This is a genomic window from Roseovarius sp. CH_XMU1461 (genome assembly GCF_037027165.1).
GTDB lineage: Bacteria > Pseudomonadota > Alphaproteobacteria > Rhodobacterales > Rhodobacteraceae > Roseovarius > Roseovarius nubinhibens.
This window is the reverse complement of record NZ_JAYMDV010000004.1, coordinates 233,771-257,289: the sequence shown is the minus strand read 5'-3', so window position 1 is coordinate 257,289 and position 23,519 is coordinate 233,771. Positions and strand designations below refer to the sequence as shown.

Sequence of the window (23,519 nt, the reverse complement as noted above, 5' to 3'; positions counted from 1 at the left end):
GTGCCCTCTTCCAGACAGATGATGTCGACCAGACGCCGATCCGTGATGCTGACCCGTGAGCCACGGGCCGAAGGCCGGATGCGACGCACAACCAGCGCCGAGCCATCGCCTATCCGCTTGTGCAGCGCCGCGATCCGCGCGCTGTCCCGCAGCACCGCATCCATATACCCGCCGCCATCACTGCCCGAGCCGCGTTGCGACAAGCTTTCCATAGACGAGCACTTCATCCCCGCACTCGCATGCTTCTCGACCAGATCGCGATAGAAGCGCCCCATCGCCACCTGCGACGGGCTGAACGGCGCGGGCTTCTTGTGACGCGCCGCCTTCGCCGCCATCACGTCAAAGCTGTCCGCCCGCTGCAGCGTCTTGCGCCCCATGAACCCGGAAGGCTTCACCTCAAAGCCATCGTCGCCCTTCGGATAGGAGGCCATCATCTCCACCATCCGCACCGGGCCCCGCGCCGGCGCCTCCGGGATCTCGGGCCCCACCTCGGACGGAACATAGCCCTTCGCCCGCACCGCATCGAGCCGCGCCACCTCCGCCGCCTGCCGCTCCGCCTGCTCTTCCATCCGCGCCCAGATATCTTCAATCACGCTCATGCTGCTGTCCTCTGCTCTTTGGCCTTGATGATGTCGAGGCAGCGTCGCCGCGCCTCCATGTAGCGCTGCAACCAGTCCAGATCGCTCGGGCTCGCCCGCCCCGCTTCGCGCTCCCGCTGGATCTGCGACCGCTTGCGCTGGTTCGCTTCCGAGCGGTCCCGGATCTCCTTCATGGCGAAGTCATTCGGCGGCATGCCGAAGCGCTTGAGATAGCTGAAGAGCTCAACCAGATAGCCGCCGGACTTCGCAGCCTCGCCCGCGCCAGACTGCAGATAGGAGCGCACCAGGCGGCTCTCGCTGGCCGGGGCTTCCTGCAGACGCCGCGCCCAGTTCATGATCGACACCTCGGCAGGCCAGATGTTCTTCTGCGGCCCACCGGCATAGCGCTCGACCACCTCCGCCAAGGCCTGCAACCGGTCTGCCGCCATATAGGCCAGCCGCGCCTCGAGGCTCGACAGGAAGCGCTCATGCTCCTCGACCTTCTGACCCCGCTTGCGCATCATGCCTCCGCTCACCAAAGGCTCGATCAGATGGAGCCTGACCCGCGCCTTGCCGTCCTTCAATTCCTGACCTTCCAAAGCTCTTCCCCCTCTTCTCAGCAATCCGACTTATCCACAGGCCCATCCGGTCGAAATTGGCGCGCCCGGTAGTTTCTTTTTCTTTTGATTTCTTCTCGTGTCCTTTCAGCGGCTCGGTTTTCGGAAAAAATAAAAACTTCCAAAAACCGCCTCAGGAAGTTCCGGTTTCTTCCGGCGGAAGATTTTGGGAAGAAATCACTGCCGCGAAGACAGGTCATTCAAAGCCTCCCTGACACGCTTCAGCGTGGCGCTCCCGCCCGGATATTGGGCCTCGATCCAATCGCTGATCGCGTTCACCCGTTCTTCCATCTCCGCGATGCGCGCGGCCCCCGGCAGAGCTTTCAGATGTCCGATGATCGTGCCCAGGCGTTTGCGCATCCGCTCGTCGGCATTCCTGGCGTCATTGCGCTTTCTGGACCCCAAGGCCTCTCGCGCCACCTCGGTGACAACCGGATGCGCCAAGCGCACCTGCCCATTGTCGCAATGCACCCGATGCCAACCGTGCAAGGGCGAGACGTCCCGGCTGTTCAGCTCGCGCCACCGCGTGGGCGGGATGCGCAGCAGAAAGGCCAACGCCTCATCATCGCAGGGCAGCGTGCCGATAGGAGTTTCATCTTGGGCCAGAAAGAACAGCTCCATGCCGAACCAACCGACTTCGGGATCTGCATAGCCAAAGCGGCGGAACTCGCTGCCCCGCCATCGCTTCAGGTTCCAAGGCACAAAGTAATGCGAGTCCAGGCGTTCGGTTGAAGAGATCGGATAGATCTCGATGTCATCTGCATCCACGACCTGGAGAGAGCTGGCCTTCATGGCTTCACCTCCTCCGCGACACGGGTCTCAAGTTCCCGGTAGATCCGCCGTCCCATCACGCCACCCCCTGCTCTTCGAGGTGTCGCCGGACGCCCCACAGCACCCAGGTGCCATCAACGCCGGCCAGCGAGCAGACCATGAAGAAGTCCTTGCTGCCGAACCAGCGGCGCGCGAGCTTTGTCTCGATGGGCCGATCAAAGGCCTTGGTCTGCATCGCGAGGCGGAACTGCTCTTCGAGCACCGCACACCACAGCGCGCGACAGCTGCGCGGGTCGATCTCATCGTCAGTGACCAGCTCGAAGGTCGGGCTTTGCTTGCTCATGCGACCACCCCTCGCAGATAAAAAAGGTGCGCCGAGGACAGGGAGGAGTACCCCGACCTCATCGAGGACGGGCCTCGGCGCACCAGTCGACAGGACCCAACCGCCCGATAGGGTCCAGCCAACAGGGAGAGAAAGGTGCCCCGGCGCGAGCAGACACAAGCCTCCGGGGCACAAGGCTGGCGTCGCGCGGCAGAAGGCCCACAGGCAGAGGGCCAAAACGCAGACGCCAGAACCCGCCGCTGGGATGGGGCTGAATGGCGGCGGGGATAGAAACAAACAGTCATGTGGACGCTCCCGGGCTCATGGAAGCTTCCAACCGGGAGCGTGCCTGGCGCAGCGCAAAGAGCGCCTCATCCACTTCCGATATGGCTTGCGCTTTTTCGTCTGCGCAGGTGGACTGATCGGCCGCCAAGATTGCGGAAATCGCTTCTCCGCTCTCCTTCGCGATGCTGCAGCCATCCTGCAGAAGGCTGCCGCCTGCAAGCGCAGGGCTGCGCTCGAGCCGGCGCGCCAGCATGCGGGTCACAGGGTAGCGGCCTGACGCATCCTCCAGCGCAATGACATCGGCAACTGTCCAGTCCAAATTGCCGCTGACTTTCTTGCTTACCGTCCCCTTGCTGGCACCCCCACCCCACCGCGCGTTGAAGGTTTCCGCGACCGCGTCATAGCAGCCAAACCAGTCAACCAGAGACTTCATGTTCGCACGCACGATCTTCCGGAAATCAGACATCACAGGAAACCTCGTTTCCTGTCGCCCCAATGAGAAGCAGTGCAACGTGAGCCCATGAAACGCCCCACACACATTCCTGCATCAGCTCGCCCTCTCAATGGGGTCATAGGCTTCGATACCCGCATGACTCGGGGACACAGGGACGGGATTTTCCTCCATATATTTCAATATTTTGTCCGCGGTCCGCAGCGTCGGCGACCCGTCGCCCGCTTCCCATTTGGCCCACGCAACTCCGCCGACCTGCGCAGCTCGCTGCACGACCGTCGAGGGGCGGACCCCAAGCGCACCAGCATAGGCACGCACCAATTCCATAAAATGCTCCATAGCCCCTTGTAGGTAAAAATACCGATCATTTGCAAGGGTAAATTTACCGATGGCGCAAGTCGCTTCGATCTAGGATTATTTCCCTATGTCCGACCGAACATTTGCTCAGAGACTGCAAGCTGTCATTGACAGCAATCCCGACCTAACCCCGGCAGGTTTGGCGAAGAAAGCTGGCTTAGATAATAGCGCCATCAGATCCCTGCTGTCCGGCAAAGCTAAAAACCCCCGCATCGACACGGCAATAAAGATATGTGCTGCCCTGGGTACGACACTGGAAGATTTTATGTCGGGGGCCTTTCAGTCAGCGGCAGTGCCTGCTGACGCAGAAAATCAACGTATTCGGGACTTACTGTCTCAGCTAACAACTGAAGAAAAAATTCGCCTTGCAACCTACGCAGAAGGGATGCGCGATGCGCGGCAGATGACGCAGAAATCGCCTCCTCAAGACAAGAAATAATCTCTTCCTTTTTCAACAGACCCTCCCGCCTTTCCGGAACATTAAGGGAACACCTGTTGAAAAAGCAACTACTCAAAACATCCAGAGAGCTCACTAGGACCCTAAAGCACACAGAGCCTCGCCCCACCCGCCCTGGTTGCGATCCCCAACTAATTGCAACCAAAGAGTTTATCACAGCCTTCGAAACCGCCGTGGACGTAGCGAGACGCTACGAGACCGCGAATGGCAAACCGCACCTTTAAAGAACCACTAAACTATCGCGGCCCATCAAAACCGAACTGCTACGAGTCGCAGATAACTGCGCGCCATGAGCCTAGAAACATTTAAAATTAGCTACAAAAACCGGTTCACACCCAGCCAACATCCTCAATCGCGCCGCTCATGAAGTAGGTATTTTTACCTTTTATGGTTGACTTAGGTATTTTTACCCACCACAACGTACTCCATTGGACCGATGGAGACAGCGATGCACACAAGTGATAATCCGTCATTGATCAGCGATGATCTGCTGACCCAATTGGCGAGGCCCAGTTACCTTCAAATATGCGGTCAGTTTGACCCCGAGACACGGGCAATACTAGCTATCGCTTTGCCAGAACTCTGCAACGAACTCCTCTATCTGCGCCAAAAGGAAGTTGCTCAATCATTCGGGCCGAAGACCGCGCAGGCCTTTACCCAGCTCGATCAGGCCCGGTTCGCCGCCTACGCAACTCTGGTCAAAGCGCGCGGCGGTGTATTCCGGCCCGAGAACATCCCCCAGATGATCCCGGCAGAGGTCCAGCCCGATCCCGAGCGCAGTGAACTCGCCCGCGCCATTGAGCGCGCCCAGCCTGCCATCAAAGCTGCGGTGCGCCGTTTACCTAATCAGGGTGGCGACGCGGCATGAGCTCTCGCCAGCCCTTCCACTCCCTCTTCACCTCGCAGCAGGCCGGCATCCTGTGTAATGACGCGCGGTTCCAACGGTTCGCGGCAGAAGCTTGCGACTGCCAAGGGCGGCAGTTCAATGAAAGCGCGGCGGCGCAGTTCGTCAGGACTTACTGCAAGATCGAAAGCCGCCGGCAGTTGGATAGTGACAGCGCCGCCAAGCTGAAGTTCCAGATCTTGCGAACAGAGTTCGACGCTTGGACCGGCAAGATCGCCAGCCAACCATGCAGCTTCTGGCACGCTGACACCCTTAGCTGCGGCCGCCCTAGTGGTTGCCGCTACGATCAGAAGACAGGGCGCTGCTCATGACACTCTGGATGCGTTTTCTCTGCCGTGTAGGCCGTCACGACTGGCGCAGCAGCGCGCAGATGCCCGAACGGGTCTGCCGCAGATGCCACCTGCGCCGTAGCCACTACTGAGCGCACAAGTTTCCGACCGGGGCCGTTCCGGGCACACTGTGACCCCGTCCGCCCCGCCATCACTCACATTCCGGCCTGGAGAACGGCCTGCCGGAACCCCTACGGAGGCAGACGCATGGTCGATATGATCTATTTCCTCCTGATCTGCATCTCGCTGTTCATGGCAGTCGGCGTGTTCGTCTACGGAATGTTTGGCGGCTCCCACGCCAAGGACGCGCCAAGTCTTCCCGCCGCCACCGAGTTTGAACGCAGCATGATGCGCGCGCTCGATCGCATGACACGGATGGGCGAGTGATATGGACAGCTCCGACCTTCTTCCCTTTCCCGCCCCGCCGCTCCGCCACAAAGGTGGCGAGATCATTGTCGACAGTTTCGCAGGCGGCGGCGGCGCGTCTACTGGCATCGAATTGGCCCTTGGCCGCAGCCCTGACGTGGCGATCAACCACGACCCCGTGGCCCTGTCTATGCACGAAGCCAACCACCCGAACACCCGCCACCTGATCAACTCCATCTATGCCGTGGACCCGGTTGAGGCCACCGGCGGGCGGCCCGTTGGGCTCGCGTGGTTCAGCCCGGATTGCAAGCACCACAGCAAGGCGAAGGGCGGCAAGCCTGTCTCGAAGAATATTCGTGACCTCGCATGGGTGGTGGTGCATTGGGCCGAGCGTGTGCGCCCTCGCGTGATCATGCTCGAGAATGTCGAAGAATTTCAAGATTGGGGACCGCTCACCGCCGAGAACAAGCCCGACAAGGATCGGCGCGGCGATACCTTCCGCCAGTGGGTGAACCGGCTGCGCCGCCTCGGCTACAAGGTCGAATGGCGCGAATTGCGCGCCTGTGACTACGGCGCCCCAACCATCCGCAAGCGGCTATTTTTGATCGCCAGATGCGATGGCCGGTCAATCGTTTGGCCCGAGCAAACACACGGCGCGCCCGATAGCGTTGCTGTGGCGGCAGGGCTCAAGAAGCCATGGGTGCCCGCCGCTGCGATCATTGATTGGTCCCTGCCCTGCCCGTCGATTTTCGACACCAGAGAAGAGATCAGGGAAAAGCACGGGCTGCGCGCGCAGCGCCCGCTCAAGGATGCCACCATGCGCCGCATTGCGCGCGGCGTAATGCGCTATGTGATCGAGGCCGCAGAGACCTTTGTCGTGACCTATGGACAGCACGGCGGCGCGAACCGATCCGGGCTTGCACCCCTGCACACCATCACCGCCAGCACCAAGGACCAGAACGCCATTTGCGTGCCGACATTGATGCAAACCGGGTATGGCGAACAGCCCGGGCAGCAACCGCGCGTGCCGGGGCTCGACAAGCCTCTAGGCACGATCGTTGCCGGTGGCGGAAAACACGCGCTGATCTCGACCTTCCTCGCCCAGCACAACGCCGGGCCACGCATGGAAAGCAACGCTGGCCGCGCCGCGACGGAGCCGCTCAGCACCCTGACCACGCGCGGCACCCAGCAACAGGTGGTGGCCGCGCATCTCATGAACATGCACGGAAGCCATCGCAGCGCGCGCGCCCTGGGCGATCCTCACCCCTCCATCTGCGCGGGTGGCCAGCATGGCGCCCTAGTCGCTGCGTTCCTGCAGAAATACTATGGGCAAGGCGTTGGCCAAACCCTCGCGGATCCGTGCCACACGGTTTCGACGCGCGACACCTTCGGGCTTGTCACGGTCGAGATCGACGGGACCACCTATGCCATTACCGATATCGGGATGCGGATGCTTACCCCGCGCGAACAATTCCGCGCACAGAGCTTCCCCGACAACTATGAGATCGACCACGGCGCGCAGGGCGAAACCCTCACCAAAACCGCCCAGACCCGCATGTGCGGCAATTCCGTGCCCCCGATCATGGCTCAAGCCTTAGCCGCGGCGAATTGTGCCGACATGGCTGCCGCAGAAACCGGCGCGGTCCGGCAATCCAGTTAACCCAGGAAGGGAGACCACCAATGTCGGAAATCAGAAAGCTCCCTCGCGAACAATGGCGGGCAAATATCGCATGCGGAAATTTGTATGTGATGTTCGCCGCCAATGTTCTCGAGGACGGGTCCGAATGGGCCCACCACGCTGTCTTTCCGCTTTCACCCGGCCCGGCGCATAACCCGATCAGCATCGAAGACCTCGACGGCGTCGAGCTTCGTGTGAAATAGATCACCGGAGGCGATCATGTCCAGAGCTCGCCCTTCTCAGGCGTCAGTCAAGAACGTGATCGAGGCACTGATTGCCTGCGGCATGGTCCCGGGGGCGGTGCGCGTTGGATCTGATGGAAGCTTCACCGTCGAGGCCAAAGATAAAGCCTTGGCAGAATCACCGTGCGACGGACAATCTGAACCCAAGAGATGGGGTCAGAAGGGATGAGCGATGTGCAGGTGAAATTCAAAGGCTATGTGCCAGAGCGCCTGCCCAGTGGCGCGATCCGGCACCGGGTGCGCGTGGAAGGGCAACCTAAGCGCAGAATAGTGATCCCTGTCGGCCCCGACGATCCTGCGTTCTCCGAGCATTACTATGCCGCCAGAATGGGCCATTCCATAACTGCGGAGCCGAAAGAAAAGGCGGCGCCGGCGGCGTCATTGGACGCGCTGGTACAGGACTATATCGCCGCGCTTGAAATCAGCGTCGACGGAGGCAACGCCTCGCCCCACACATTGCGTCAAAGACGAAACTTGATGTTGCGCGCCTGTGACGCCCTTTCGCCTGAAGGCGAACGGATGGGATCGCTACACTGTGACATGCCCCGCGAAGCCATGGTTCACATCCGTGACCATTGGGGCGCCCGCACAGCTCAAGCCGACAACTGCATCAAGGCCTTTCGCGCCGCCTATGAATGGGCCATCGAGCGCGGGCGGGCCCAAGAGAACCCCACGACAGGCGTGCGGCGGGTCCATCGCAACAAGGGTGGCGCGACCCCATGGACGCCTGCAGATCTGAAAAAGTTCCTCAAGCACCACAAAGAGGGGTCGACGCCAAGGCTTTGGCTTCTCCTAGCACTCTTCACCGGCGCTCGGCGCGGCGATCTCACTGTCTTAGGCCGCTCCCATGAAACACAGCGCGAAGGCATCACCTGGTTGGACTGGCAGCCAGCCAAGAAGGGAAGCGCACCCGCCAGCCTACCTATGGCACCGCAGCTGCTGCAGGCTACTCGAGCAATGAAGGTTCAAGGCCGTACCTACCTTCTCAACAAACACGGACGCCCCTTCCGAACACCCGAAGTGCTCGGGAACAGCGTGCAGCTCTGGACAGCAGAAGCCGGGCTATCGAAGCGATCCTCGCATGGCCTTCGCAAAGCCTTGGGTGGCCTCTTGGGTGAAATGGGATGCTCCGAGCTGCAGATCATGTCCATTCTCAGCCACACAGAACCGACCACATCTTCGATCTACACGAAGAGCGCTGAGCGGCGCCGACTCGCATCCGAAGCCATGCATCTCATGGGGGACTTGAAGCTGGTCTGATACCCCAAAGTGTCCCACGGCAAAACCGCGTGGGACAAAACGCCGAAAAAAGTCAATAAAATCAGTGCAAATTAGGTGGCATGGTACCCAAGGTCGGACTCGAACCGACAAGGCCGTTAAGCCGGGGGATTTTGAATCCCCTGCGTCTACCATTCCGCCACTTGGGCCACGCGATGTCTCTACCCAAAGCCGCGCGGCTCGTCCAGACCCGTTGCACGCGATCACGCCGGTTTGCGCGCAGGCCTCTTGACCCGCCCTGCCCTGCATGATCAACCGCGTGCAGCAGGGAAAAGGACCGTTTCATGCTCAAACGTCTCTATGACTGGACGATGTCGCTCGCCGATCACCCGCGTGCGCTCTGGGTGCTGGCACTGGTCAGCTTTATCGAAAGCTCGGTCTTCCCGATTCCCCCCGATGTCTTGATGATCCCGATGATCCTCGCGCGCCCGTCGCGGGCCTGGCTCATCGCCTTGGTGGCGCTGGTCGCCTCGGTGCTCGGCGGGCTTCTCGGCTATGCCATCGGCTATTTCGCCTATGATCAGCTCGGCCAGCCCATTCTCGAGGCGCTGGGCAAGGCGGACCGGATGGAAGAGTTCGCCACGCGGTTCAACGATTTCGGCTTCTGGGCCGTTCTCACCGCAGGGATCACGCCCTTTCCCTACAAGGTCATCACCATCATGTCGGGCTGGACCTCGATGCCGCTCGGCACGTTCATCGCCACCTCGATCCTCGCCCGTGGCCTGCGCTTCTTTATCGTGGCCGGGCTGTTGTGGAAATTCGGCGCGCCGGTGCGTGACTTTATCGAGCGCCGTCTCGGCCTCATGTTCATCCTCTTTGTCCTGCTGCTCCTGGGCGGCGTCTACGCGGTGAAAATGCTATGAAACTGATGCAACGCAATGTTCTGATCGGTCTCGCCTCTCTCGGCTCGCTGGCGCTTCTGGTCGGCGCCTTCGGGTTTCAGCATCTGGGCGGGCTGCCGCCGTGCAAGCTCTGCATCTGGCAGCGCTACCCGCATGCGCTCGCCGTGCTGATCGGTGTCGCCGCCGTGGCGATCCGGGGCCGGCTGCTGCCGCTTCTGGGCCTGGCGGCCGCGCTCACCACCGCTGGCGTCGGGCTCTATCACACCGGGGTCGAACGCGGCTGGTGGGAAGGCCCGACCACCTGTACCTCCTCCGGCACCTCTGGCCTGAGCGCCGACGATCTCTTCGACAAGATCATGACCGCGCCTGTCGTGCGCTGTGACGATGTCGCATGGGAGCTGCTCGGCCTCTCGATGGCGAGCTGGAACGGCATTCTCTCGCTCGGCCTCGCGGCGCTGTGGTTCCTGGCCTACCGCCGCAGCTAAGTCACGATCCTGATTTCCGCGTCGACAAAAGCAGGCTCGTCTCCGAATGGGCCACCCCCTCGAACCGCCGGATCTGCGCCAGGATCGCATCGAGCTCTTCGAGCGTCCGCGTCCCCAGCTCGGCAATCACGTCCCAGCGTCCGTTGGTCGTGTGCAGGTTGCGCACCGCGCTGAGCCCGCTGAGCTGCCGCAAGATCCGGTCCATGCCGCGCCCCTCGATGGCAAGCATCATCAGCCCGCGCACCGGGTCTTGCGCCGCGTCGCCCTTGACCACCACGCTAAAGCCGACGATCTCGCCCGACCGTTCGAGCCGCTCGATCCGCGACCGCACCGTGGTCCGCGACACGCCAAGCTCGATCGCCAGATCCGACAGCGACGCCCTTGCATTGTGCCGCAAGGCAGAGATCAACCTGCGATCAACTTCATCCATTTCGCACGCTCCAACTGACGATTCGTTCAAATGCCTTCCCATTCGTGCAAAATAGCCAGTTCACTTCAACCCAATTGTGCGTAAATCTCAGATCAATCACGACATCTGAGGGGATTTCTCGCTGTGACCAATTGCATCTTGATCGGCGCACCGGTGGATTGCGGCAAACGCCGCCGGGGCTGTCTCATGGGGCCCGACGCCTACCGCGTCGCCAATATCACCCGCGCGCTCACCGATCTCGGCCATAGCGTCACCGACCGCGGCAATCTCACCCCGCGCGCCACCGCGCCCATCGACGGGCTGCCGCCCCAGACCCATCTCGCCGAAGAGGTCGCGGGCTGGACCGCGACGCTCATCGAGGCGGCTGAAACCGCGATGGCCGATGGGCTGCCGATTTTCCTCGGCGGCGATCACGCCCTGTCGCTCGGCTCTGTCGCAGGCGTCGCCAATCACGCCGCCGACCAAGGCCGGCCGCAATTCGTGCTCTGGCTCGACGCCCATAGCGATTTCCACACGCCGCAGAGCTCGGGCTCGGGCAATCTCCATGGCACGCCCTTGGGCTATGTCACCGGGCGCGAAGGCTTTGCCGGTTTCCCAGAAGTCCGCAACCCGGTGCCGCAGGACAATATCTGCATCCTCGGCCTGCGCTCTGTCGACGCGGCCGAGCGCGACGCGCTGCAAGGCTCCGACATCCGCTATATCGACATGCGCGCCATTGACGAACGCGGCATCGCCCGCCCGCTCAAGGATTTCCTCGCCCATGTCGAGGCGCAAGGCGGCGCGCTGCATGTCTCGCTCGACGTGGATTTCCTCGATCCCTCCTTCGCGCCTGCCGTCGGCACCACCGTGCCGGGCGGCGCCACCATGCGCGAGGCGCATCTGGCGATGGAGATGATCTGCGACAGCGGCCTCATGACCTCGCTCGATCTGGTCGAGCTGAACCCGTTTCTCGACGAACGCGGCCGCACCGCCCAGGTGATGGTCGATCTCGCCGCCTCCGCGCTGGGCCGCCGGGTCTTCGACCGCCCGACCCGCGCCTTTACCTGAGCCAGATTATGAGCGTCCAAGCCCCCTCGGCGGTGGTGATGATCCGCCCCGACCGTTTCCGTCCCAACCCGCAAACCGCGGGCGACAACGTGTTCCAGACCGCCTCGGACCTCTCGGAGGAGGACACCGCCGCCCGCGCCCAGTCGGAATTCGACGCCGCCGTCACCCGGCTGCGCGCGGCGGGCATCACCGTGCATGAATTCCAAGACAGCGGCGCCGACACCCCCGATGCGGTCTTTCCGAACAATTGGTTCTCGACCCATTCGGGCGGCTATGTGGCGCTCTACCCGATGTATGCCGAAAACCGCCGGGCCGAGCGCCGCTGGGACGTGATCGAACTGCTCAAGGCCCGCTACCGGGTGCAGGAAGTGGCGGATTTCTCTGGGCTCGAACCCGATGGGCTCTTTCTCGAGGGCACCGGCGCGATGGTCATCGACCATATCAGCCGCGTCGCCTATGTCGCCCGCTCGCACCGCGCTGATCCGATCCTTCTGGAACGGGTCTGCACCCGGCTCGGCTATGAACCCATCGTCTTTGACGCGCGCGACGCGAGCGGCACGCCGGTCTATCACACCAATGTGCTGATGGCGGTGGGCACGGGGATTGCGCTCATCGGCGATGGCATGATCCCCGATGCCGCCCGCCGCGCCGAAATCCTCGACCGGCTGGCCGAACCCGGCCGCGATGTGATCTCCCTCTCCGAGGCCCAGATCCGCGCCTTTGCCGGCAATGCGATCGAGCTGTCGACCCCCGCGGGCCCGGTGCTCGCCCTGTCCGAGACGGCGCGCGCCGCCCTCACCCCGGATCAGCTCTCCCGGATCGAGGCCGCCACCGGCCTCCTCCCCCTCTCCATCCCCACGCTGGAACGCGCGGGCGGCTCGGTGCGCTGCATGCTCGCCGGGGTCCACCTCGCGCCCCGCACCCGTTCAAAAGGACAAGTCGCATGACCAATCTCTCCCCCTCCGACAAGGCGCTGGTGCCCTTCGTCTCGGTCGACAATATGATGAAGCTCGTCCACCATATCGGCATCGAAGAGATGCTGACCGGGCTCGCCGATTATATCGAGGCCGATTTCAAACGCTGGGAGCTCTTTGACAAGACCCCGCGCATCGCGTCCCATTCCGCCGAAGGCGTGATCGAGCTGATGCCCACCTCCGATGGCGAGGTCTACGGGTTCAAATATGTGAATGGCCACCCCAAGAACACCCGCGACGGGCTGCAGACCGTGACCGCCTTTGGCCTGCTGGCCGATGTCGGCACCGGCTACCCGGTGCTCCTGTCGGAAATGACGGTTCTGACCGCGCTGCGCACCGCCGCCACCTCGGCCATGGTTGCCCGCCACCTCGCGCCCAAGGGCGCCGACACGATGGCGATGATCGGCGCCGGCGCGCAGTCGGAATTCCAGAGCCTCGCGATGAAGGCCATCTGCGGCGTCAAAAACATCCGTCTCTATGACATCGACCCCGCCGCCAGCGCCAAGGCGGCGCGCAACCTCTCGGGCATGGGGCTCTCGGTCACCGTGGCCGACACCCGCGAAGACGCGATGCAGGGCGCCCAGATCATCACCACCTGCACCGCCGACAAGCAATATGCCACGATCCTCACCGACAACATGGTCGGCTCGGGCGTGCATATCAACGCCATCGGCGGCGACTGCCCCGGCAAGACGGAACTGGCCCCGGCGATCCTGCACCGCTCGGACATCTTCGTCGAATTCCCGCCCCAGACCCGGATCGAGGGCGAGATTCAGCAATTGGCCGAGGATCATCCCGTCACCGAGATGTGGCAAGTGATCAACGGCACCGCCAAGGGCCGCACACGCGCCGATCAGATCACGCTTTTCGACAGCGTCGGCTTTGCCATCGAGGATTTCAGCGCCCTGCGCTATGTGCGCGACCGGATCAAGGGCACCGAGATGTATCACGATCTCGATCTGCTCGCCGATCCCGACGATCCGCGCGACCTCTTCGGCATGGTGCAACGCGCCAAAGGCTGACGCCGCGTCATTGCGGGCTTCTGCCAAGGCCGAAAACCGGCTAAGCAAGGGCAATTGCCCGTCAGCTAAGAGGCCCGCATGGCATCGCTCAAGAAATGGCTCGACCGCCGCCGCAACCCGTGGAAAGGCGTCTTCTACGATGCGTTCAAACGCTGGAGACGTGAAAAGGGCCCGGCGCGGCTCTATGATTACGCGAGCCTGCCCGCCGGGGCGGTGGTGCTCGACATCGGCGCCTTTCGCGGCGAATGGAGCGATCTCGTCCTCGCGGCCCAGCCCGACTGCACCATCCACGCCTTCGAGCCGCACCCCGGCTTTGCCCAAGACCTGCGCGAGAAATTCGCAGGCGACGCGCGGGTGATCGTGCATGATTTCGCGCTGGGCTCCGAGCCGGGCACATTGCGGCTCTCGGATGCGGGCGACGCCTCCTCGGGCGTGGCCGCCCATGAGCGCGCCTTCGAGGCGCAGATCGTCCCGGTGCACCAGTTCTTTGCCGACACGCCGCTGCCCCGGATCGACCTTGCCAAGCTCAATATCGAGGGCGGCGAATATGATCTCTTGCCGGCGCTGATCGCGGGCGGCCAGATCGCCGCCATCGCCCGGCTGCAGGTGCAGTTCCACCTTTTTGAACCCGGCTTTGCCGCGCTGCGCGACAGCATCCGGCACGATCTCGACAAGACGCATGACTGCGTCTGGGAGTATCCCTTCGTCTGGGAAGAATGGCAGCGCCAGACCAGCTAGGCCAAACACAACAAAAAACCCCCGGACCTGCATAGGTCCGGGGGCGCTGCCAGTCTGACTGGCCGCCGTGAGTGGCTTATTGCGCCTTCTCGGGGATCAGCCCGGCTTCGACCGCTGCGGCCATTTCTTCGTCATCCATGGCGCCATTGCCGTCGGCGTCGATCTCGGCAAAGGTTTCTGCGGTCACGTCGGGGAAAACAGCGCTCAGCTCATCGGCGGTGATGAGCCCGTCGCCATTGGTGTCGAGCTCGGCGATGCCTTCGTTTGCAAAGGCTGCGTTGGCCATCAGGCCCATGCCAAGAACAAGCGCGATATATTTCGTCATAACAGTCGGTCTCCCGTTTCAGGTCCGTAATTAACACTCGAAAGCCGCCTCTTGCGGCCCTCACACAACAGGAGGCATCGAGAGGCGATTTGCGTCCCGACCCGGTGCGAAATTATTCCCCATTGGCAACAGTTTGCCCAAATTCTACCGGCGCGTGCGCCAAGCCTCGCCGACAACCCCTTCCAGAGGTGGACCGGCGGAAATCCCCCATTGATTGTGCGCTGAACCCGACCATTAGTGAGCGCGACACATGTCATTTCGCAAGGTTCGAGTTTATGAGACCAAATGCTTCTCCGATGCCCGCAGCAGCCTCCTCCGCTGCCGCCCTGCCCCTTCAATGCGCCGCCCTGGTGCCCGATCTGACGCGCCTCGCCCGCTTTCTCGCCGGGGATAGCGACCGCGCGCAGGATCTCGTGCAGGACACGATGTTGCGGCTGTTGCACCGCCCACAGCTTCTGGCCGAGATCGACGATCTGCGCGGCTATGCCCGCACCATCCTGCGCAACCTGCACCGGCGGCGCAGCGGGCTGGGCCGCGAGGACACGCTCGAGACGCTGCCCGAAGAGCCCTGCGCGCCCGAGGTCTTTCCGGTGCTGGCGCTGCAAGAGCTTTTCGAGGTGCTGAACGCCATGCCCTCTGAGCAATCGGCGCTCCTGCGCCTCGTGATGGAGGGCGAGACAAGCCCGCGCGACATCGCCCGCCGCACCGGCCTGCCCGAGGGCACGGTCATGTCACGGCTGGCCCGCGCCCGCGCCCATCTGCGCCGCGAAATGGGGCTCGGCCCCCGTGGCCGGGTGGCCGATCTCTACTGAAATCCGCACCGTCGCAATACCGACGTTCTACAGTCGCGTGACCGAGGTCGCATCAGAGGCCAAGCGCCGCCCGGCGCTTGGTCGCAAACCCCTGCACCAGCCGATCCGCCACCAGCGCCAGAATGGCCATCGCCGCCCCTGACACGATGCCAAGGCCCACATCCGCCTGACCAAGCGCCAAGAAGATCGACTGACCCAGCCCCGTGGTCCCCACCAGCGCCGCAATGACCAGCATCGCAAAGGCATAGAGGATCGTCTGGTTGAGCCCCAAGAGGATCGTCGGCGCGGCATAGGGCGCACGCACCTCGCGCATCACCTGCCAGCTCGTCGCGCCCGAACTGATCGCCGCCTCGATAAGCTCGTCGGGCGTGCTCACCAGCCCCTGCCGCGTATAGCGGATCATCGGCACGATGGCGTACATGCAGATCGCCAGAAAGGCCGAGAACTCGCCAATCTGAAAGAACATCAGCACCGGGATGAGAAAGACGAAGAGCGGGATCGTCTGCAGCATGTCGCAGATCGGCCGCACCACGCGCCAGACCATCGGGCTCGCCGCGCTGGCAAGGCCAATCAGCCCGCCCATCACCGCACAGGCAAAGACCGAAACCCCCGCCAGATAGAGCGACAAAAGCGCCTTTTGCCAAAGCCCGCTGAACAGCACCAGCACCATGAGCCCGGTGGTCAGCGCCGCCAGACGCCAGCCCCCCGCGGTCCAGCCGATTGCCGCCACCGCCACCAGAAGGAAGGGCCAGGGCAGCTCGGAGACACCGGTTTCCAACACCCCCGCCAGGATGAGCAGCACCAGCCCCGCCGTGATCCGCCCCGCAAGGCCCAGCGCCAGCCCCGCCAGCGCCGCAGCACCGAGGAACCACGCGCTCATCGCCGCCGTCCACTGGAACCCCCAGGTAAAGGGCAGAACCGCCCCATCGAGCCCGATCCGCACCGGCAGAAGGCCATAGAACATCGCGCCATTCTTGATCGCATCGAGCGTCCCGGCATTGCGGGTCAGCACCCGCGACAGCGTCGTGTCGAGCCATTGCTTCGCAGGCTCCATCACCGCCACCTCGCCCGGCGCGGCGCGGCCCCAGAGCAAGATCGCCACCACCACGCCGACGCCCGCAATCGCCCCCGCAATCCGCAGGTCATGGCGTTCGCGCGTCATCGCCAGATGCAGGCTCATCCGGTCGATGATCACCGCAAAAACCACGATCACCATCCCGGCCAGGAGGCTCGGGCCGAGCTGCGCCTTGCGCATGGTCAACAGCACTTCCCAGCCGATATCCTCAAAGCCCCCAATCACCGCCGCGATGATCACCATGCTCAGCGCCGCCATCAGACATTGGTTCACACCGACCATGATCTGCGTCTTGGCCGCCGGGATCTCGATCAGAAAGAGCTGCTGCAACCGCGTGCCGCCGGACATGATCGCGGCTTCCTTGATGTCGCTCTCGACCCGTTCCAGCCCCAGAAGCACATTGCGCGCCATCGGCGGCGCGGCATAGATCGCGCTGGCGATGAGCCCCACCACCGGCCCAAAGCCAAAGAGCAGCAGCAGCGGCGTGAGATAGGCAAATGTCGGCACCGTCTGCATCACATCCATGATGCCCTGCACGAGCCCTTTGATGCGCGGAAACTCATAGGCGAGGATGCCCACCGCGCCGCCCGCGATGAGGGCCAGAGGCACCGACACCGCCACCAGGGTGAGCGTGTTCATACTCTCGGTCCAATAGCCCGAGGCGAGCACCAGCGACATGCCGATCCCGCCAAGCGCGGCGAGCCGCAGCCCCCCGGCCCACCAGCCAAAGCCGGTGACAAGCCCGATCAGCACCGGCCAAGGCAGCGCGTTAAAGAGCCAGTTCACCGCCTCCATCACCACGCCCAGCCCCGCCGAGACCAGCCGCATCGCGGGCTTCATGAGCCCCAAGAGCCATTCCATCCCCTGCCCGACCCATTGCGTCATCGGCAGCGCCCAGGCCTCGGGAAATTTCACCAGCCACGGCAGCTTGCCCGCCAGCGCCATGCACAGCGCCCCGGTCAAGAGAACCACAAGCGCCGCCCAGGTCCCCCGGCTGAGCCGCGCGCCCCCCCCCGGCACGGCCCCCGCGCCTTCGCCTGCCGCGCTCATGCCTCGTCCACCTGCAAGGCAGCGGCGAGATCAGAGGGATGCACGATCCCCACCACCGCGCCGCTCGCATCATGCACCGGCACCGGCTCGTAACAGCTCATGCACGCCGCCAGCGCCGCCTCGAGCGTCATATCGGCCCGGATGCCCGGATCGTCCGGCATGGTCTCTGGCGCCTCCGACAGCGGGCGCAGCACGGATTTGATCCGCGCATGACGGCCCTTGACCACATCCTTGGAAAACTCGCGCACGTAATCATCCACCGGGTTGAGAACGATCTCGGTGGGCGTGCCGATCTGCACGATCTTGCCGTCGCGCATGATGGCGATCCGGTCGGCGATCTTGAGAGCCTCGGCTATGTCATGGGTGATAAAGACGATGGATTTGCGAAGCGTCGCCTGGATCTTGATGAACTCATCCTGCAATTGCCGCCGGATGAGCGGATCGAGCGCGCTGAACGGCTCGTCGAGAAACCAGATATCGGGGTTCACCGCCAGCGACCGGGCAATGCCCACCCGCTGCCGCTGGCCGCCCGACAATTCGCGCGGATAGGAGGCCTCGCGCCCCGACAGGCCGACGAGGTCGATCACCTCATGCGCCCGCTCCAGCCGCGCCTTGCGCCCCTGGCCTTGCATCTTGAGCGGAAAGGCCACGTTCTCGGCCACGGTCATATGCGGGAAGAGGCCGAAATGCTGAAACACCATGCCGAGCTTGTCACGCCGCAGCTCGATCATCCGCGCCTTATTGGCGGTGAGGATGTTTTCTCCGGCAATCTCGATCTTGCCGCCCGAAGCCTCAAGAAGCCGGGAAATACAGCGGATGATGGTGGATTTGCCCGATCCCGACAGGCCCATGATGACGAAAAGCTCGCCCTCGCGGACCTCGAAACTCGCATCCCGCACCGCCGGGACAAGCCCCTCGGCCTGCAACCGTTCCGCCGTCGCATCGCGGTCGCCGCCGGTGGCCTCCTGCGCCGCGCGCAGCTTTTGCGTGGCATTGCTGCCAAAGACCTGCCAGACATTCTCGCAGCGGATCGCAGGCGCGCCAGTCTCTACACTGGTCCCGTCTCTGTCACTCATCGCCATCCCCATTGTCCATTTTTATTGGGTCTCGTGGTCCCCGCCACGAGCTGTCAGGCCACGCCCCCCTCGGGGACGCGGCCAAAATCATGAGGGCGCGATCACTCGGTCGCGGCGTCGACGACAGGCTTCCACTTGCCTTCATTCTCGGCCATCCAGGCGGCGACCACCTCTTCCACGGCCATGCCATCGACATCGACCTTGCCCATCATCGGCTGCTGGTCTTCGACCGCGAGCTGATAATTGGAGAGGATTTCGGCCGCCGCAGGCCATTTCTCGGCAAAGCCGGACCAGCTCGCCTTGAAAATGCGGCTCGGGGCGAAATCGCAATCATGGGTCGCGTTGGGGTTGGTGCCCCAGGCCGGATCGTTGAAACATTCCTCGTTGCCCTCGGGCAGGTCGACGAATTTGACATCATAGGCCGACATCGCCCAATGCGGCTGCCAGAAGGTGATGAGCAGCGGCGATTTCTTCTCGGTCGAGGCCCGCAGCTCTGCGATGAGCGCGCCTTCCGACCCGGCAGGCACGGCCTTGAACGGCAAATCAAAGCCCTTCATGCGGTCAGCACCCGGCGTGCCCCAATCGGCGGGGTAATCCACCAGACGACCGGCAGGCAGCGTTTCCGCCGCGGCAAAGACGCCCGCGCAATCGCGCAGCGCTTCCCAGTTCGGCAGACCGGGGCAGAGCTCTTCGACATGGGCGGGATAGGCAATGCCTTCTTTCGCATCGAGCCCGAGATCACCGATCTCGACCACGGTGCCTTCGTCCAGTTTCTTGGCATATTCATCCGACACGTTGGACGACCAGATTTCCAGCGTCGCATGCAGATCGCCATCGGCCAGCGCCTGGAACTGGTTCATCATCCCGGCGGTGACATAATCCACCTTATAGCCCGCGGCCTTGAGCATCTCGCCCGCCACATGGGTGGTGACATGCTGGCCGGTCCATTCGTTGACGGCCAGTTTGATCGGCTCGTCCACCGCGCCCATTTCGGCGGCATGGCCTGCGCTGGCCAGCATCGCCGCAACGGCGCCCAGTACAAATTTGTTCATGATCTTCTCCCTGCGAGTATTTTTAATTGACTCGTCAATCAATATCCCGTTCTAGATTTCAACGCAACAGGACACAGAGCCAAGTCTATGAGGGATTTACCCCGGGGCAAACCGAATTCCCCGCAGCCCCGCCGCGCAGCCTGCGACACTCAGCGCGCGGCCCCGCGTCGCCCCTGCAGCGCAAGCCTCTCTCAGCGTTGCCAGAGCGGCGCAGAGGGCGGCTAGCGCCACAGCCTCCGGGCGACAGGGCCATGGGCAAATCCCGCCCGCGACGCGGCTTGCATTTCGCCCGCAACAGGGTCAGGGTCCGCAGTGAAACACAGATAATATCCGGCCCCACCCCGGCCGGGCCGACAGAATCAGGAGGACAGCCATGCAGTTTGTCACAGCCCAATCCACCGCCGAAGCGGCCCGGCTTCTGGCCGAGAGCGGCGGCGCGGCCCGCGTGCTCGCGGGCGGCACCGATCTCTTGGTGCAGATGAAATCGGGCATGGTCGAACCGGCCACGATCATCGACATCAAGAAAATCCCCGGCATGATGGAGATCACCGAGGAAGACGGCGGCTACCGCATCGGCGCCGGCGTGCCGGGGCAGATGCTCGGCGAACACGCGGGCGTCGTGGCGCTCTGGCCCGGCGTCGTCGAAGGCTGCGAGCTGATCGGCTCGACCCAGGTTCAGGGCCGCTGCACCATGGTCGGCAATCTCTGCAACGCCTCGCCCGCCGCCGACAGCGTGCCGCCGATGGTCGCTGCCAATGCCGTGGCCCGGATCGAAGGTCCCGACGGCAGCCGTGATGTGCCCGTGGCCGACATCCCCGCAGGTCCCGGCAAGCTCAATCTGAAGCCGGGTGAGCTGATCACCTCGATCTTCCTGCCCGCCCGTCCGAAACGCGCCTCCGACGCCTATCTGCGCTTTATCCCGCGCACCGAGATGGACATCGCCGTGGCCTCCGCCGCGGTGAGCCTCGAGCTCGCCGAGGATGGCAGCATCGCCCACGCCCGCGTGGCGCTCGGCGCGGTCGGCCCCAAGGTCGCGCTGGTCGAGGACGCCGCCCGCGCCATCGAGGGCACCACGCTCGACGATGCGGCGCTCGACGCGCTGATGGCGGCCTGCCGCGCCGCCTGCAGCCCGATCAACGACAAACGCGGCACGGTTGAATTCCGCACCCAGGTGGCAGGCGTGCTGGCCAAGCGCGCCGCGCTGATCGCCAAGGACCGCGCAGGAGAGAAGCAATGAAGAAAATTCACGTCACCACCAAGGTCAACGGCGACGAGGTCGAATTCCTCTGCCCGCCCGAGGAAACGCTGCTCGACGCGCTGCGGGACCGGCTCGGCTTTTCCGGCGCCAAGGAAGGCTGCGGCACCGGCGATTGCGGCGCCTGCTCCGTGACGCTCAACGGCCGTCTCGTCTGCTCCTGCCTGGTGCTCGGGGCCGAGGCCGAGGGCGCCGAGATCAGCACCGTCGAGGGCCTCGCCCATGGCGGCGAGCTGCACCCGCTGCAGCAGAGCTTCATCGACAACGCCGCGCTCCAATGCGGCATCTGCACGCCCGGCATTCTCGTCGCCGCCAAGGCGCTGCTCGAACGCAATCCCGATCCGAGCGACAGCGAGATCCGCTATTGGCTGGCGGGCAATCTCTGCCGCTGCACGGGCTATGACAAGATCATCAAGGCGGTGAAAATCGCCGCCGCCGAAATGCGGGGGGAAACAGCATGAACAAGATCACCCGAGAAAAAGGCCAGTTCAAAGTCGTCGGCACCCGTGTCAAGCGCCCCGACGGCATCGACAAGGTGACGGGCCGCGCCCAATATGGCGCCGATCTCGTCGTGCCCGGCATGCTCACCGGCGCGATCCTGCGCAGCCCGCATGCCCATGCCACGATCAACAGCATCGACACTTCCGAGGCCAAGGCTCTGCCCGGCGTCAAGGCGGTGGTCACCCGCGCCGATTTCGCCGCGCTCGACGATGACGAGATGATCGACATCGCCGACAATTGCCTCGCCCGCGACAAGGTGCTCTACCACGGTCATGCCGTGGCCGGTGTCGCCGCCAAGGACGCCCAGACCGCCCGCAAAGCGCTCAAGCTGATCAAGGTCGACTATACGCCCCTGCCCCATGTCACCGATGTGGATGCGGCGATGAAACCCGGCGCGCCGGTGGTGCAATCGGGCCGCCAAGAGGAAAACGTCCAACCCGAGCATTCCGAGAATGTCACCGGCTATTGCGAATTCGGTCATGGCGATGTGGAGGCGGGCTTCGCCAAGGCCGACCACATCATCGAACGCGAGTTCAAGACCGCCGCCGCGCATCAGGGCTATATCGAACCCCACGCCTGCCTCGCCTCGATGACCAATGACGGCAAGGCCGATCTGTGGTGCTGCACCCAAGGTCAGTTCAACGTGCGCTCGCTCTGCTCGGCGATCCTCGGCATGGAGGCGAGCCAACTGCGCGTCACTGCGTCTGAAATCGGCGGCGGCTTCGGCGGCAAGACCACCGTGTTCATCGAACCGGTGGCGCTGGCGCTCTCGCGCAAATCGGGCCGCCCGGTCAAGATCGTGATGACCCGCGACGAGGTGTTCCGCGCCACCGGGCCGACCGTGTCCTCCTCCTCCACCGTCAAGATCGGCATGACCAAGGACGGCCGCATCACCGCCGCCCATGCCAAGTTCCGCTATCAGGGCGGCGCGTTCCCCTGTGCCACCTATAGTTTCGGGGCGCAGGCGGCCTTTGCCGCCTATGATCTCGAGGCGGTGAAATCCGAAGGCTGGAACGCGCTCACCAACCGCCCCAAAGAGGCCGCCTATCGCGCCCCCGGCGCGCCGATGGCGATCTATGCGGTGGAAAGCGTGGTGGACGAGCTGACCCAGCATTTCGGTCTCGACCCGCTCGAGGTGCGGCTCAAGAACGCCGCCCGCGAAGGCACCAAGGCCGCCTATGGCCCGACCTTCGATCAGATCGGCCTCGTTGCCACCCTGGAAGCGGCGCAGAAACACCCGCATTACTCCGCCCCGCTGGGCGAAAACCAAGGGCGCGGCGTCTCCTGCGGCTTCTGGTTCAACTTCGGCGGCAACACCTGCGTGACGATGAACCTCAATGATGACGGCACCGTCGGCATCACCGAGGGCAACCCCGACATCGGCGGCTCGCGCGCCTCGATCTCGATGATGGCCGCCGAGGAACTGGGCATCCCCTATTCCGACGTGCGCACCATCATCGCGGACACGAGCTCGCTCGGCCATAACGACGTGACCGACGGCAGCCGCGTGACCTTTGCCGTGGGCCTCGCCACGATCGAGGCCGCCCGTGACGCGATCCGCAAGATGTGCGGGCGCGTGGCGAAAATCTGGGGCATCGACGAGGACGCGGTGATCTGGGAAGACGGCTATGCCAAGCCCTCGGGCCCGAATGCCGGCGATTTCGAACCGATGAGCATCAAGGAGATTGCCGCGATCTCGTCGAACACCGGCGGGCCGATTGCCGGCCATTACGAGGTCAATGCCGATGGCGCCGGGGTGAGCTTTGGCGTGCATCTCGCCGATGTCGAGGTCGATCCCGAAACCGGCTATACGCAGGTGATCCGCTACACCGTGTTCCAGGACGCGGGCAAGGCGGTGCATCCCGATTATGTCGAAGGCCAGATGCAGGGCGGTGCCGTGCAGGGCATCGGCTGGGCGCTGAACGAGGAATATATCTATGGCGAGGATGGCGTGCTGCAAAACGCGGGCTTCCTCGACTACCGCGTGCCGGTGGCCTCCGACCTGCCCGAGATCGACACGGTGATCCTCGAAATCCCCAACCCGGGCCACCCTTACGGGGTGCGCGGCGTGGGCGAGACCTCCATCGTGCCGCCGCTCGCGGCGCTGTCGAACGCGGTGAGCCGCGCGGCGGGGGTGCGTCTGCACGAACTGCCGATGTCGCCGCCAAAGATCCTCAAGGCGATCACCGACCGGGGCTGA

General features: G+C 63.7%; 27 protein-coding genes and 1 tRNA gene. 17 read left to right on the top strand and 11 right to left on the bottom strand.

Annotated features, from left to right (window positions below; translation table 11 throughout):
* The 5 genes from WA237_RS14235 to WA237_RS14215 form a co-directional block, all read right to left on the bottom strand.
* Positions 1–599, bottom strand: a 599-nt coding sequence (locus WA237_RS14235; protein WP_336098434.1) for a hypothetical protein, incomplete at its 3' end; no start/stop codon positions are given.
* Positions 596–1,177 carry a hypothetical protein gene (locus tag WA237_RS14230; RefSeq protein ID WP_336098432.1) on the bottom strand — a complete coding sequence of 194 codons (582 nt, stop codon included), beginning with the start codon at positions 1,175–1,177 and terminating at the stop codon, positions 596–598. The genes WA237_RS14235 and WA237_RS14230, both read right to left, overlap by 4 nt.
* A 195-nt stretch (positions 1,178–1,372) precedes the next feature.
* A complete protein-coding gene (locus WA237_RS14225; protein WP_336098431.1) occupies positions 1,373–1,987 on the bottom strand; it encodes a hypothetical protein in 615 nt (204 codons plus the stop codon).
* Positions 1,988–2,042: 55 nt separating this feature from the next.
* Positions 2,043–2,309, bottom strand: a complete 267-nt coding sequence (locus WA237_RS14220) for a hypothetical protein (protein ID WP_216016600.1) — start codon at positions 2,307–2,309, stop codon at positions 2,043–2,045.
* Positions 2,310–2,589: 280 nt separating this feature from the next.
* Positions 2,590–3,039: a phage regulatory CII family protein gene (locus tag WA237_RS14215; protein WP_336098428.1), complete on the bottom strand. Its 450-nt coding sequence runs from the start codon at positions 3,037–3,039 to the stop codon at positions 2,590–2,592.
* A gap of 409 nt (positions 3,040–3,448) precedes the next feature.
* On the opposite strand from WA237_RS14215, the gene WA237_RS14210 reads away from it, so the two are divergent.
* The 7 genes from WA237_RS14210 to WA237_RS14180 all read left to right on the top strand — a co-directional run bounded on the left by WA237_RS14210 (position 3,449) and on the right by WA237_RS14180 (position 8,617).
* Positions 3,449–3,820: a helix-turn-helix domain-containing protein gene (locus tag WA237_RS14210; RefSeq protein ID WP_336098427.1), complete on the top strand. Its 372-nt coding sequence runs from the start codon at positions 3,449–3,451 to the stop codon at positions 3,818–3,820.
* 466 nt (positions 3,821–4,286) lie between these two features.
* A complete protein-coding gene (locus WA237_RS14205; RefSeq protein ID WP_336098426.1) occupies positions 4,287–4,706 on the top strand; it encodes a hypothetical protein in 420 nt (139 codons plus the stop codon).
* Positions 4,703–5,053, top strand: coding sequence for a hypothetical protein (locus tag WA237_RS14200; protein WP_336098425.1), 351 nt, complete (start codon positions 4,703–4,705; stop codon positions 5,051–5,053). Before WA237_RS14205 ends, WA237_RS14200 begins: the two co-directional genes overlap by 4 nt.
* Positions 5,054–5,278: 225 nt before the next feature.
* The gene (locus WA237_RS14195) at positions 5,279–5,458 is read left to right on the top strand and encodes a hypothetical protein (RefSeq protein ID WP_336098423.1); all 180 of its coding nucleotides are present in this window, start codon (positions 5,279–5,281) and stop codon (positions 5,456–5,458) included.
* A 1-nt stretch (position 5,459) separates the two neighbouring features.
* Entirely contained in the window at positions 5,460–7,097 is a 1,638-nt protein-coding gene (locus tag WA237_RS14190) for a DNA cytosine methyltransferase (protein ID WP_336098421.1), read from the top strand.
* Between the two features lie 20 nt (positions 7,098–7,117).
* A complete protein-coding gene (locus WA237_RS14185) occupies positions 7,118–7,318 on the top strand; it encodes a hypothetical protein (protein ID WP_336098420.1) in 201 nt (66 codons plus the stop codon).
* A gap of 204 nt (positions 7,319–7,522) precedes the next feature.
* The gene (locus tag WA237_RS14180) at positions 7,523–8,617 is read left to right on the top strand and encodes a tyrosine-type recombinase/integrase (protein WP_336098418.1); all 1,095 of its coding nucleotides are present in this window, start codon (positions 7,523–7,525) and stop codon (positions 8,615–8,617) included.
* Positions 8,618–8,698: 81 nt separating this feature from the next.
* On the opposite strand, the gene WA237_RS14175 is transcribed toward WA237_RS14180, so the two are convergent.
* A tRNA-Leu gene (locus WA237_RS14175) sits at positions 8,699–8,784 on the bottom strand.
* Between the two features lie 135 nt (positions 8,785–8,919).
* Between WA237_RS14175 and WA237_RS14170 the strand changes: the two genes are divergently transcribed.
* Complete coding sequence (locus tag WA237_RS14170) at positions 8,920–9,498, top strand: YqaA family protein (RefSeq protein WP_009814919.1); 579 nt, start codon at positions 8,920–8,922, stop codon at positions 9,496–9,498.
* On the top strand, positions 9,495–9,962 hold the full coding sequence (locus WA237_RS14165; protein WP_336098417.1) for a disulfide bond formation protein B: 468 nt from the start codon (positions 9,495–9,497) through the stop codon (positions 9,960–9,962). Before WA237_RS14170 ends, WA237_RS14165 begins: the two co-directional genes overlap by 4 nt.
* 1 nt (position 9,963) lies before the next feature.
* On the opposite strand, the gene WA237_RS14160 is transcribed toward WA237_RS14165, so the two are convergent.
* A complete protein-coding gene (locus WA237_RS14160) occupies positions 9,964–10,392 on the bottom strand; it encodes an Lrp/AsnC family transcriptional regulator (protein WP_009814917.1) in 429 nt (142 codons plus the stop codon).
* A 123-nt stretch (positions 10,393–10,515) separates the two neighbouring features.
* Here WA237_RS14160 and rocF point away from each other — a divergent pair, with 123 nt between their 5' ends.
* From rocF to WA237_RS14140, 4 genes are all read left to right on the top strand, one after another.
* A complete protein-coding gene (rocF, locus tag WA237_RS14155; RefSeq protein WP_336098415.1) occupies positions 10,516–11,439 on the top strand; it encodes an arginase in 924 nt (307 codons plus the stop codon).
* Between the two features lie 8 nt (positions 11,440–11,447).
* Positions 11,448–12,386: a citrulline utilization hydrolase CtlX gene (ctlX, locus tag WA237_RS14150; protein WP_442970269.1), complete on the top strand. Its 939-nt coding sequence runs from the start codon at positions 11,448–11,450 to the stop codon at positions 12,384–12,386.
* Positions 12,383–13,435: an ornithine cyclodeaminase gene (locus WA237_RS14145; protein WP_216016590.1), complete on the top strand. Its 1,053-nt coding sequence runs from the start codon at positions 12,383–12,385 to the stop codon at positions 13,433–13,435. The genes ctlX and WA237_RS14145 overlap by 4 nt, the downstream gene beginning before the upstream one ends.
* Positions 13,436–13,513: 78 nt before the next feature.
* Positions 13,514–14,173 carry an FkbM family methyltransferase gene (locus WA237_RS14140; protein WP_336098412.1) on the top strand — a complete coding sequence of 220 codons (660 nt, stop codon included), beginning with the start codon at positions 13,514–13,516 and terminating at the stop codon, positions 14,171–14,173.
* 76 nt (positions 14,174–14,249) lie between these two features.
* Here the strand turns inward: WA237_RS14140 and WA237_RS14135 are convergent, their stop codons facing one another.
* Complete coding sequence (locus WA237_RS14135) at positions 14,250–14,498, bottom strand: EF-hand domain-containing protein (protein ID WP_009814912.1); 249 nt, start codon at positions 14,496–14,498, stop codon at positions 14,250–14,252.
* Positions 14,499–14,794: 296 nt separating this feature from the next.
* On the opposite strand from WA237_RS14135, the gene WA237_RS14130 reads away from it, so the two are divergent.
* A complete protein-coding gene (locus WA237_RS14130) occupies positions 14,795–15,310 on the top strand; it encodes an RNA polymerase sigma factor (protein WP_009814911.1) in 516 nt (171 codons plus the stop codon).
* A gap of 52 nt (positions 15,311–15,362) precedes the next feature.
* Here WA237_RS14130 and WA237_RS14125 read toward each other — a convergent pair whose 3' ends face one another.
* The 3 genes from WA237_RS14125 to WA237_RS14115 all read right to left on the bottom strand — a co-directional run bounded on the left by WA237_RS14125 (position 15,363) and on the right by WA237_RS14115 (position 19,563).
* Entirely contained in the window at positions 15,363–17,435 is a 2,073-nt protein-coding gene (locus WA237_RS14125) for an ABC transporter permease (protein WP_336098410.1), read from the bottom strand.
* Positions 17,432–18,511, bottom strand: coding sequence for a quaternary amine ABC transporter ATP-binding protein (locus WA237_RS14120; RefSeq protein ID WP_336098408.1), 1,080 nt, complete (start codon positions 18,509–18,511; stop codon positions 17,432–17,434). The genes WA237_RS14125 and WA237_RS14120 overlap by 4 nt, the downstream gene beginning before the upstream one ends.
* Positions 18,512–18,612: 101 nt before the next feature.
* Complete coding sequence (locus WA237_RS14115; RefSeq protein ID WP_336098407.1) at positions 18,613–19,563, bottom strand: ABC transporter substrate-binding protein; 951 nt, start codon at positions 19,561–19,563, stop codon at positions 18,613–18,615.
* A 373-nt stretch (positions 19,564–19,936) separates the two neighbouring features.
* On the opposite strand from WA237_RS14115, the gene WA237_RS14110 reads away from it, so the two are divergent.
* The 3 genes from WA237_RS14110 to WA237_RS14100 are packed head-to-tail and all read left to right on the top strand — an operon-like array spanning position 19,937 to position 23,519.
* Complete coding sequence (locus tag WA237_RS14110) at positions 19,937–20,800, top strand: FAD binding domain-containing protein (protein WP_009814907.1); 864 nt, start codon at positions 19,937–19,939, stop codon at positions 20,798–20,800.
* A complete protein-coding gene (locus tag WA237_RS14105) occupies positions 20,797–21,279 on the top strand; it encodes a (2Fe-2S)-binding protein (RefSeq protein WP_009814906.1) in 483 nt (160 codons plus the stop codon). Before WA237_RS14110 ends, WA237_RS14105 begins: the two co-directional genes overlap by 4 nt.
* Positions 21,276–23,519, top strand: a complete 2,244-nt coding sequence (locus WA237_RS14100) for a xanthine dehydrogenase family protein molybdopterin-binding subunit (RefSeq protein ID WP_336098405.1) — start codon at positions 21,276–21,278, stop codon at positions 23,517–23,519. Before WA237_RS14105 ends, WA237_RS14100 begins: the two co-directional genes overlap by 4 nt.

What these genes read in the sequence shown, in the direction of transcription:
- WA237_RS14200 (WP_336098425.1), top strand. Translation starts at nt 4,703, where the DNA reads ATGAGCTCTCGCCAGCCCTTCCACTCCCTCTTCACCTCGCAGCAGGCC.
- WA237_RS14105 (WP_009814906.1), top strand. Translation starts at nt 20,797, where the DNA reads ATGAAGAAAATTCACGTCACCACCAAGGTCAACGGCGACGAGGTCGAA.
- WA237_RS14205 (WP_336098426.1), top strand. Translation starts at nt 4,287, where the DNA reads ATGCACACAAGTGATAATCCGTCATTGATCAGCGATGATCTGCTGACC.
- WA237_RS14140 (WP_336098412.1), top strand. Translation starts at nt 13,514, where the DNA reads ATGGCATCGCTCAAGAAATGGCTCGACCGCCGCCGCAACCCGTGGAAA.
- WA237_RS14110 (WP_009814907.1), top strand. Translation starts at nt 19,937, where the DNA reads ATGCAGTTTGTCACAGCCCAATCCACCGCCGAAGCGGCCCGGCTTCTG.
- WA237_RS14220 (WP_216016600.1), bottom strand. Translation starts at nt 2,309, where the DNA reads ATGAGCAAGCAAAGCCCGACCTTCGAGCTGGTCACTGACGATGAGATC.
- ctlX (WP_442970269.1), top strand. Translation starts at nt 11,448, where the DNA reads ATGAGCGTCCAAGCCCCCTCGGCGGTGGTGATGATCCGCCCCGACCGT.
- WA237_RS14210 (WP_336098427.1), top strand. Translation starts at nt 3,449, where the DNA reads ATGTCCGACCGAACATTTGCTCAGAGACTGCAAGCTGTCATTGACAGC.
- WA237_RS14135 (WP_009814912.1), bottom strand. Translation starts at nt 14,498, where the DNA reads ATGACGAAATATATCGCGCTTGTTCTTGGCATGGGCCTGATGGCCAAC.
- WA237_RS14180 (WP_336098418.1), top strand. Translation starts at nt 7,523, where the DNA reads ATGAGCGATGTGCAGGTGAAATTCAAAGGCTATGTGCCAGAGCGCCTG.
- WA237_RS14115 (WP_336098407.1), bottom strand. Translation starts at nt 19,563, where the DNA reads ATGAACAAATTTGTACTGGGCGCCGTTGCGGCGATGCTGGCCAGCGCA.
- WA237_RS14160 (WP_009814917.1), bottom strand. Translation starts at nt 10,392, where the DNA reads ATGGATGAAGTTGATCGCAGGTTGATCTCTGCCTTGCGGCACAATGCA.
- WA237_RS14170 (WP_009814919.1), top strand. Translation starts at nt 8,920, where the DNA reads ATGCTCAAACGTCTCTATGACTGGACGATGTCGCTCGCCGATCACCCG.
- WA237_RS14130 (WP_009814911.1), top strand. Translation starts at nt 14,795, where the DNA reads ATGCCCGCAGCAGCCTCCTCCGCTGCCGCCCTGCCCCTTCAATGCGCC.
- WA237_RS14195 (WP_336098423.1), top strand. Translation starts at nt 5,279, where the DNA reads ATGGTCGATATGATCTATTTCCTCCTGATCTGCATCTCGCTGTTCATG.
- WA237_RS14120 (WP_336098408.1), bottom strand. Translation starts at nt 18,511, where the DNA reads ATGAGTGACAGAGACGGGACCAGTGTAGAGACTGGCGCGCCTGCGATC.
- WA237_RS14165 (WP_336098417.1), top strand. Translation starts at nt 9,495, where the DNA reads ATGAAACTGATGCAACGCAATGTTCTGATCGGTCTCGCCTCTCTCGGC.
- WA237_RS14190 (WP_336098421.1), top strand. Translation starts at nt 5,460, where the DNA reads ATGGACAGCTCCGACCTTCTTCCCTTTCCCGCCCCGCCGCTCCGCCAC.
- WA237_RS14225 (WP_336098431.1), bottom strand. Translation starts at nt 1,987, where the DNA reads ATGAAGGCCAGCTCTCTCCAGGTCGTGGATGCAGATGACATCGAGATC.
- WA237_RS14215 (WP_336098428.1), bottom strand. Translation starts at nt 3,039, where the DNA reads ATGTCTGATTTCCGGAAGATCGTGCGTGCGAACATGAAGTCTCTGGTT.
- WA237_RS14125 (WP_336098410.1), bottom strand. Translation starts at nt 17,435, where the DNA reads ATGAGCGCGGCAGGCGAAGGCGCGGGGGCCGTGCCGGGGGGGGGCGCG.
- WA237_RS14100 (WP_336098405.1), top strand. Translation starts at nt 21,276, where the DNA reads ATGAACAAGATCACCCGAGAAAAAGGCCAGTTCAAAGTCGTCGGCACC.
- WA237_RS14185 (WP_336098420.1), top strand. Translation starts at nt 7,118, where the DNA reads ATGTCGGAAATCAGAAAGCTCCCTCGCGAACAATGGCGGGCAAATATC.
- WA237_RS14145 (WP_216016590.1), top strand. Translation starts at nt 12,383, where the DNA reads ATGACCAATCTCTCCCCCTCCGACAAGGCGCTGGTGCCCTTCGTCTCG.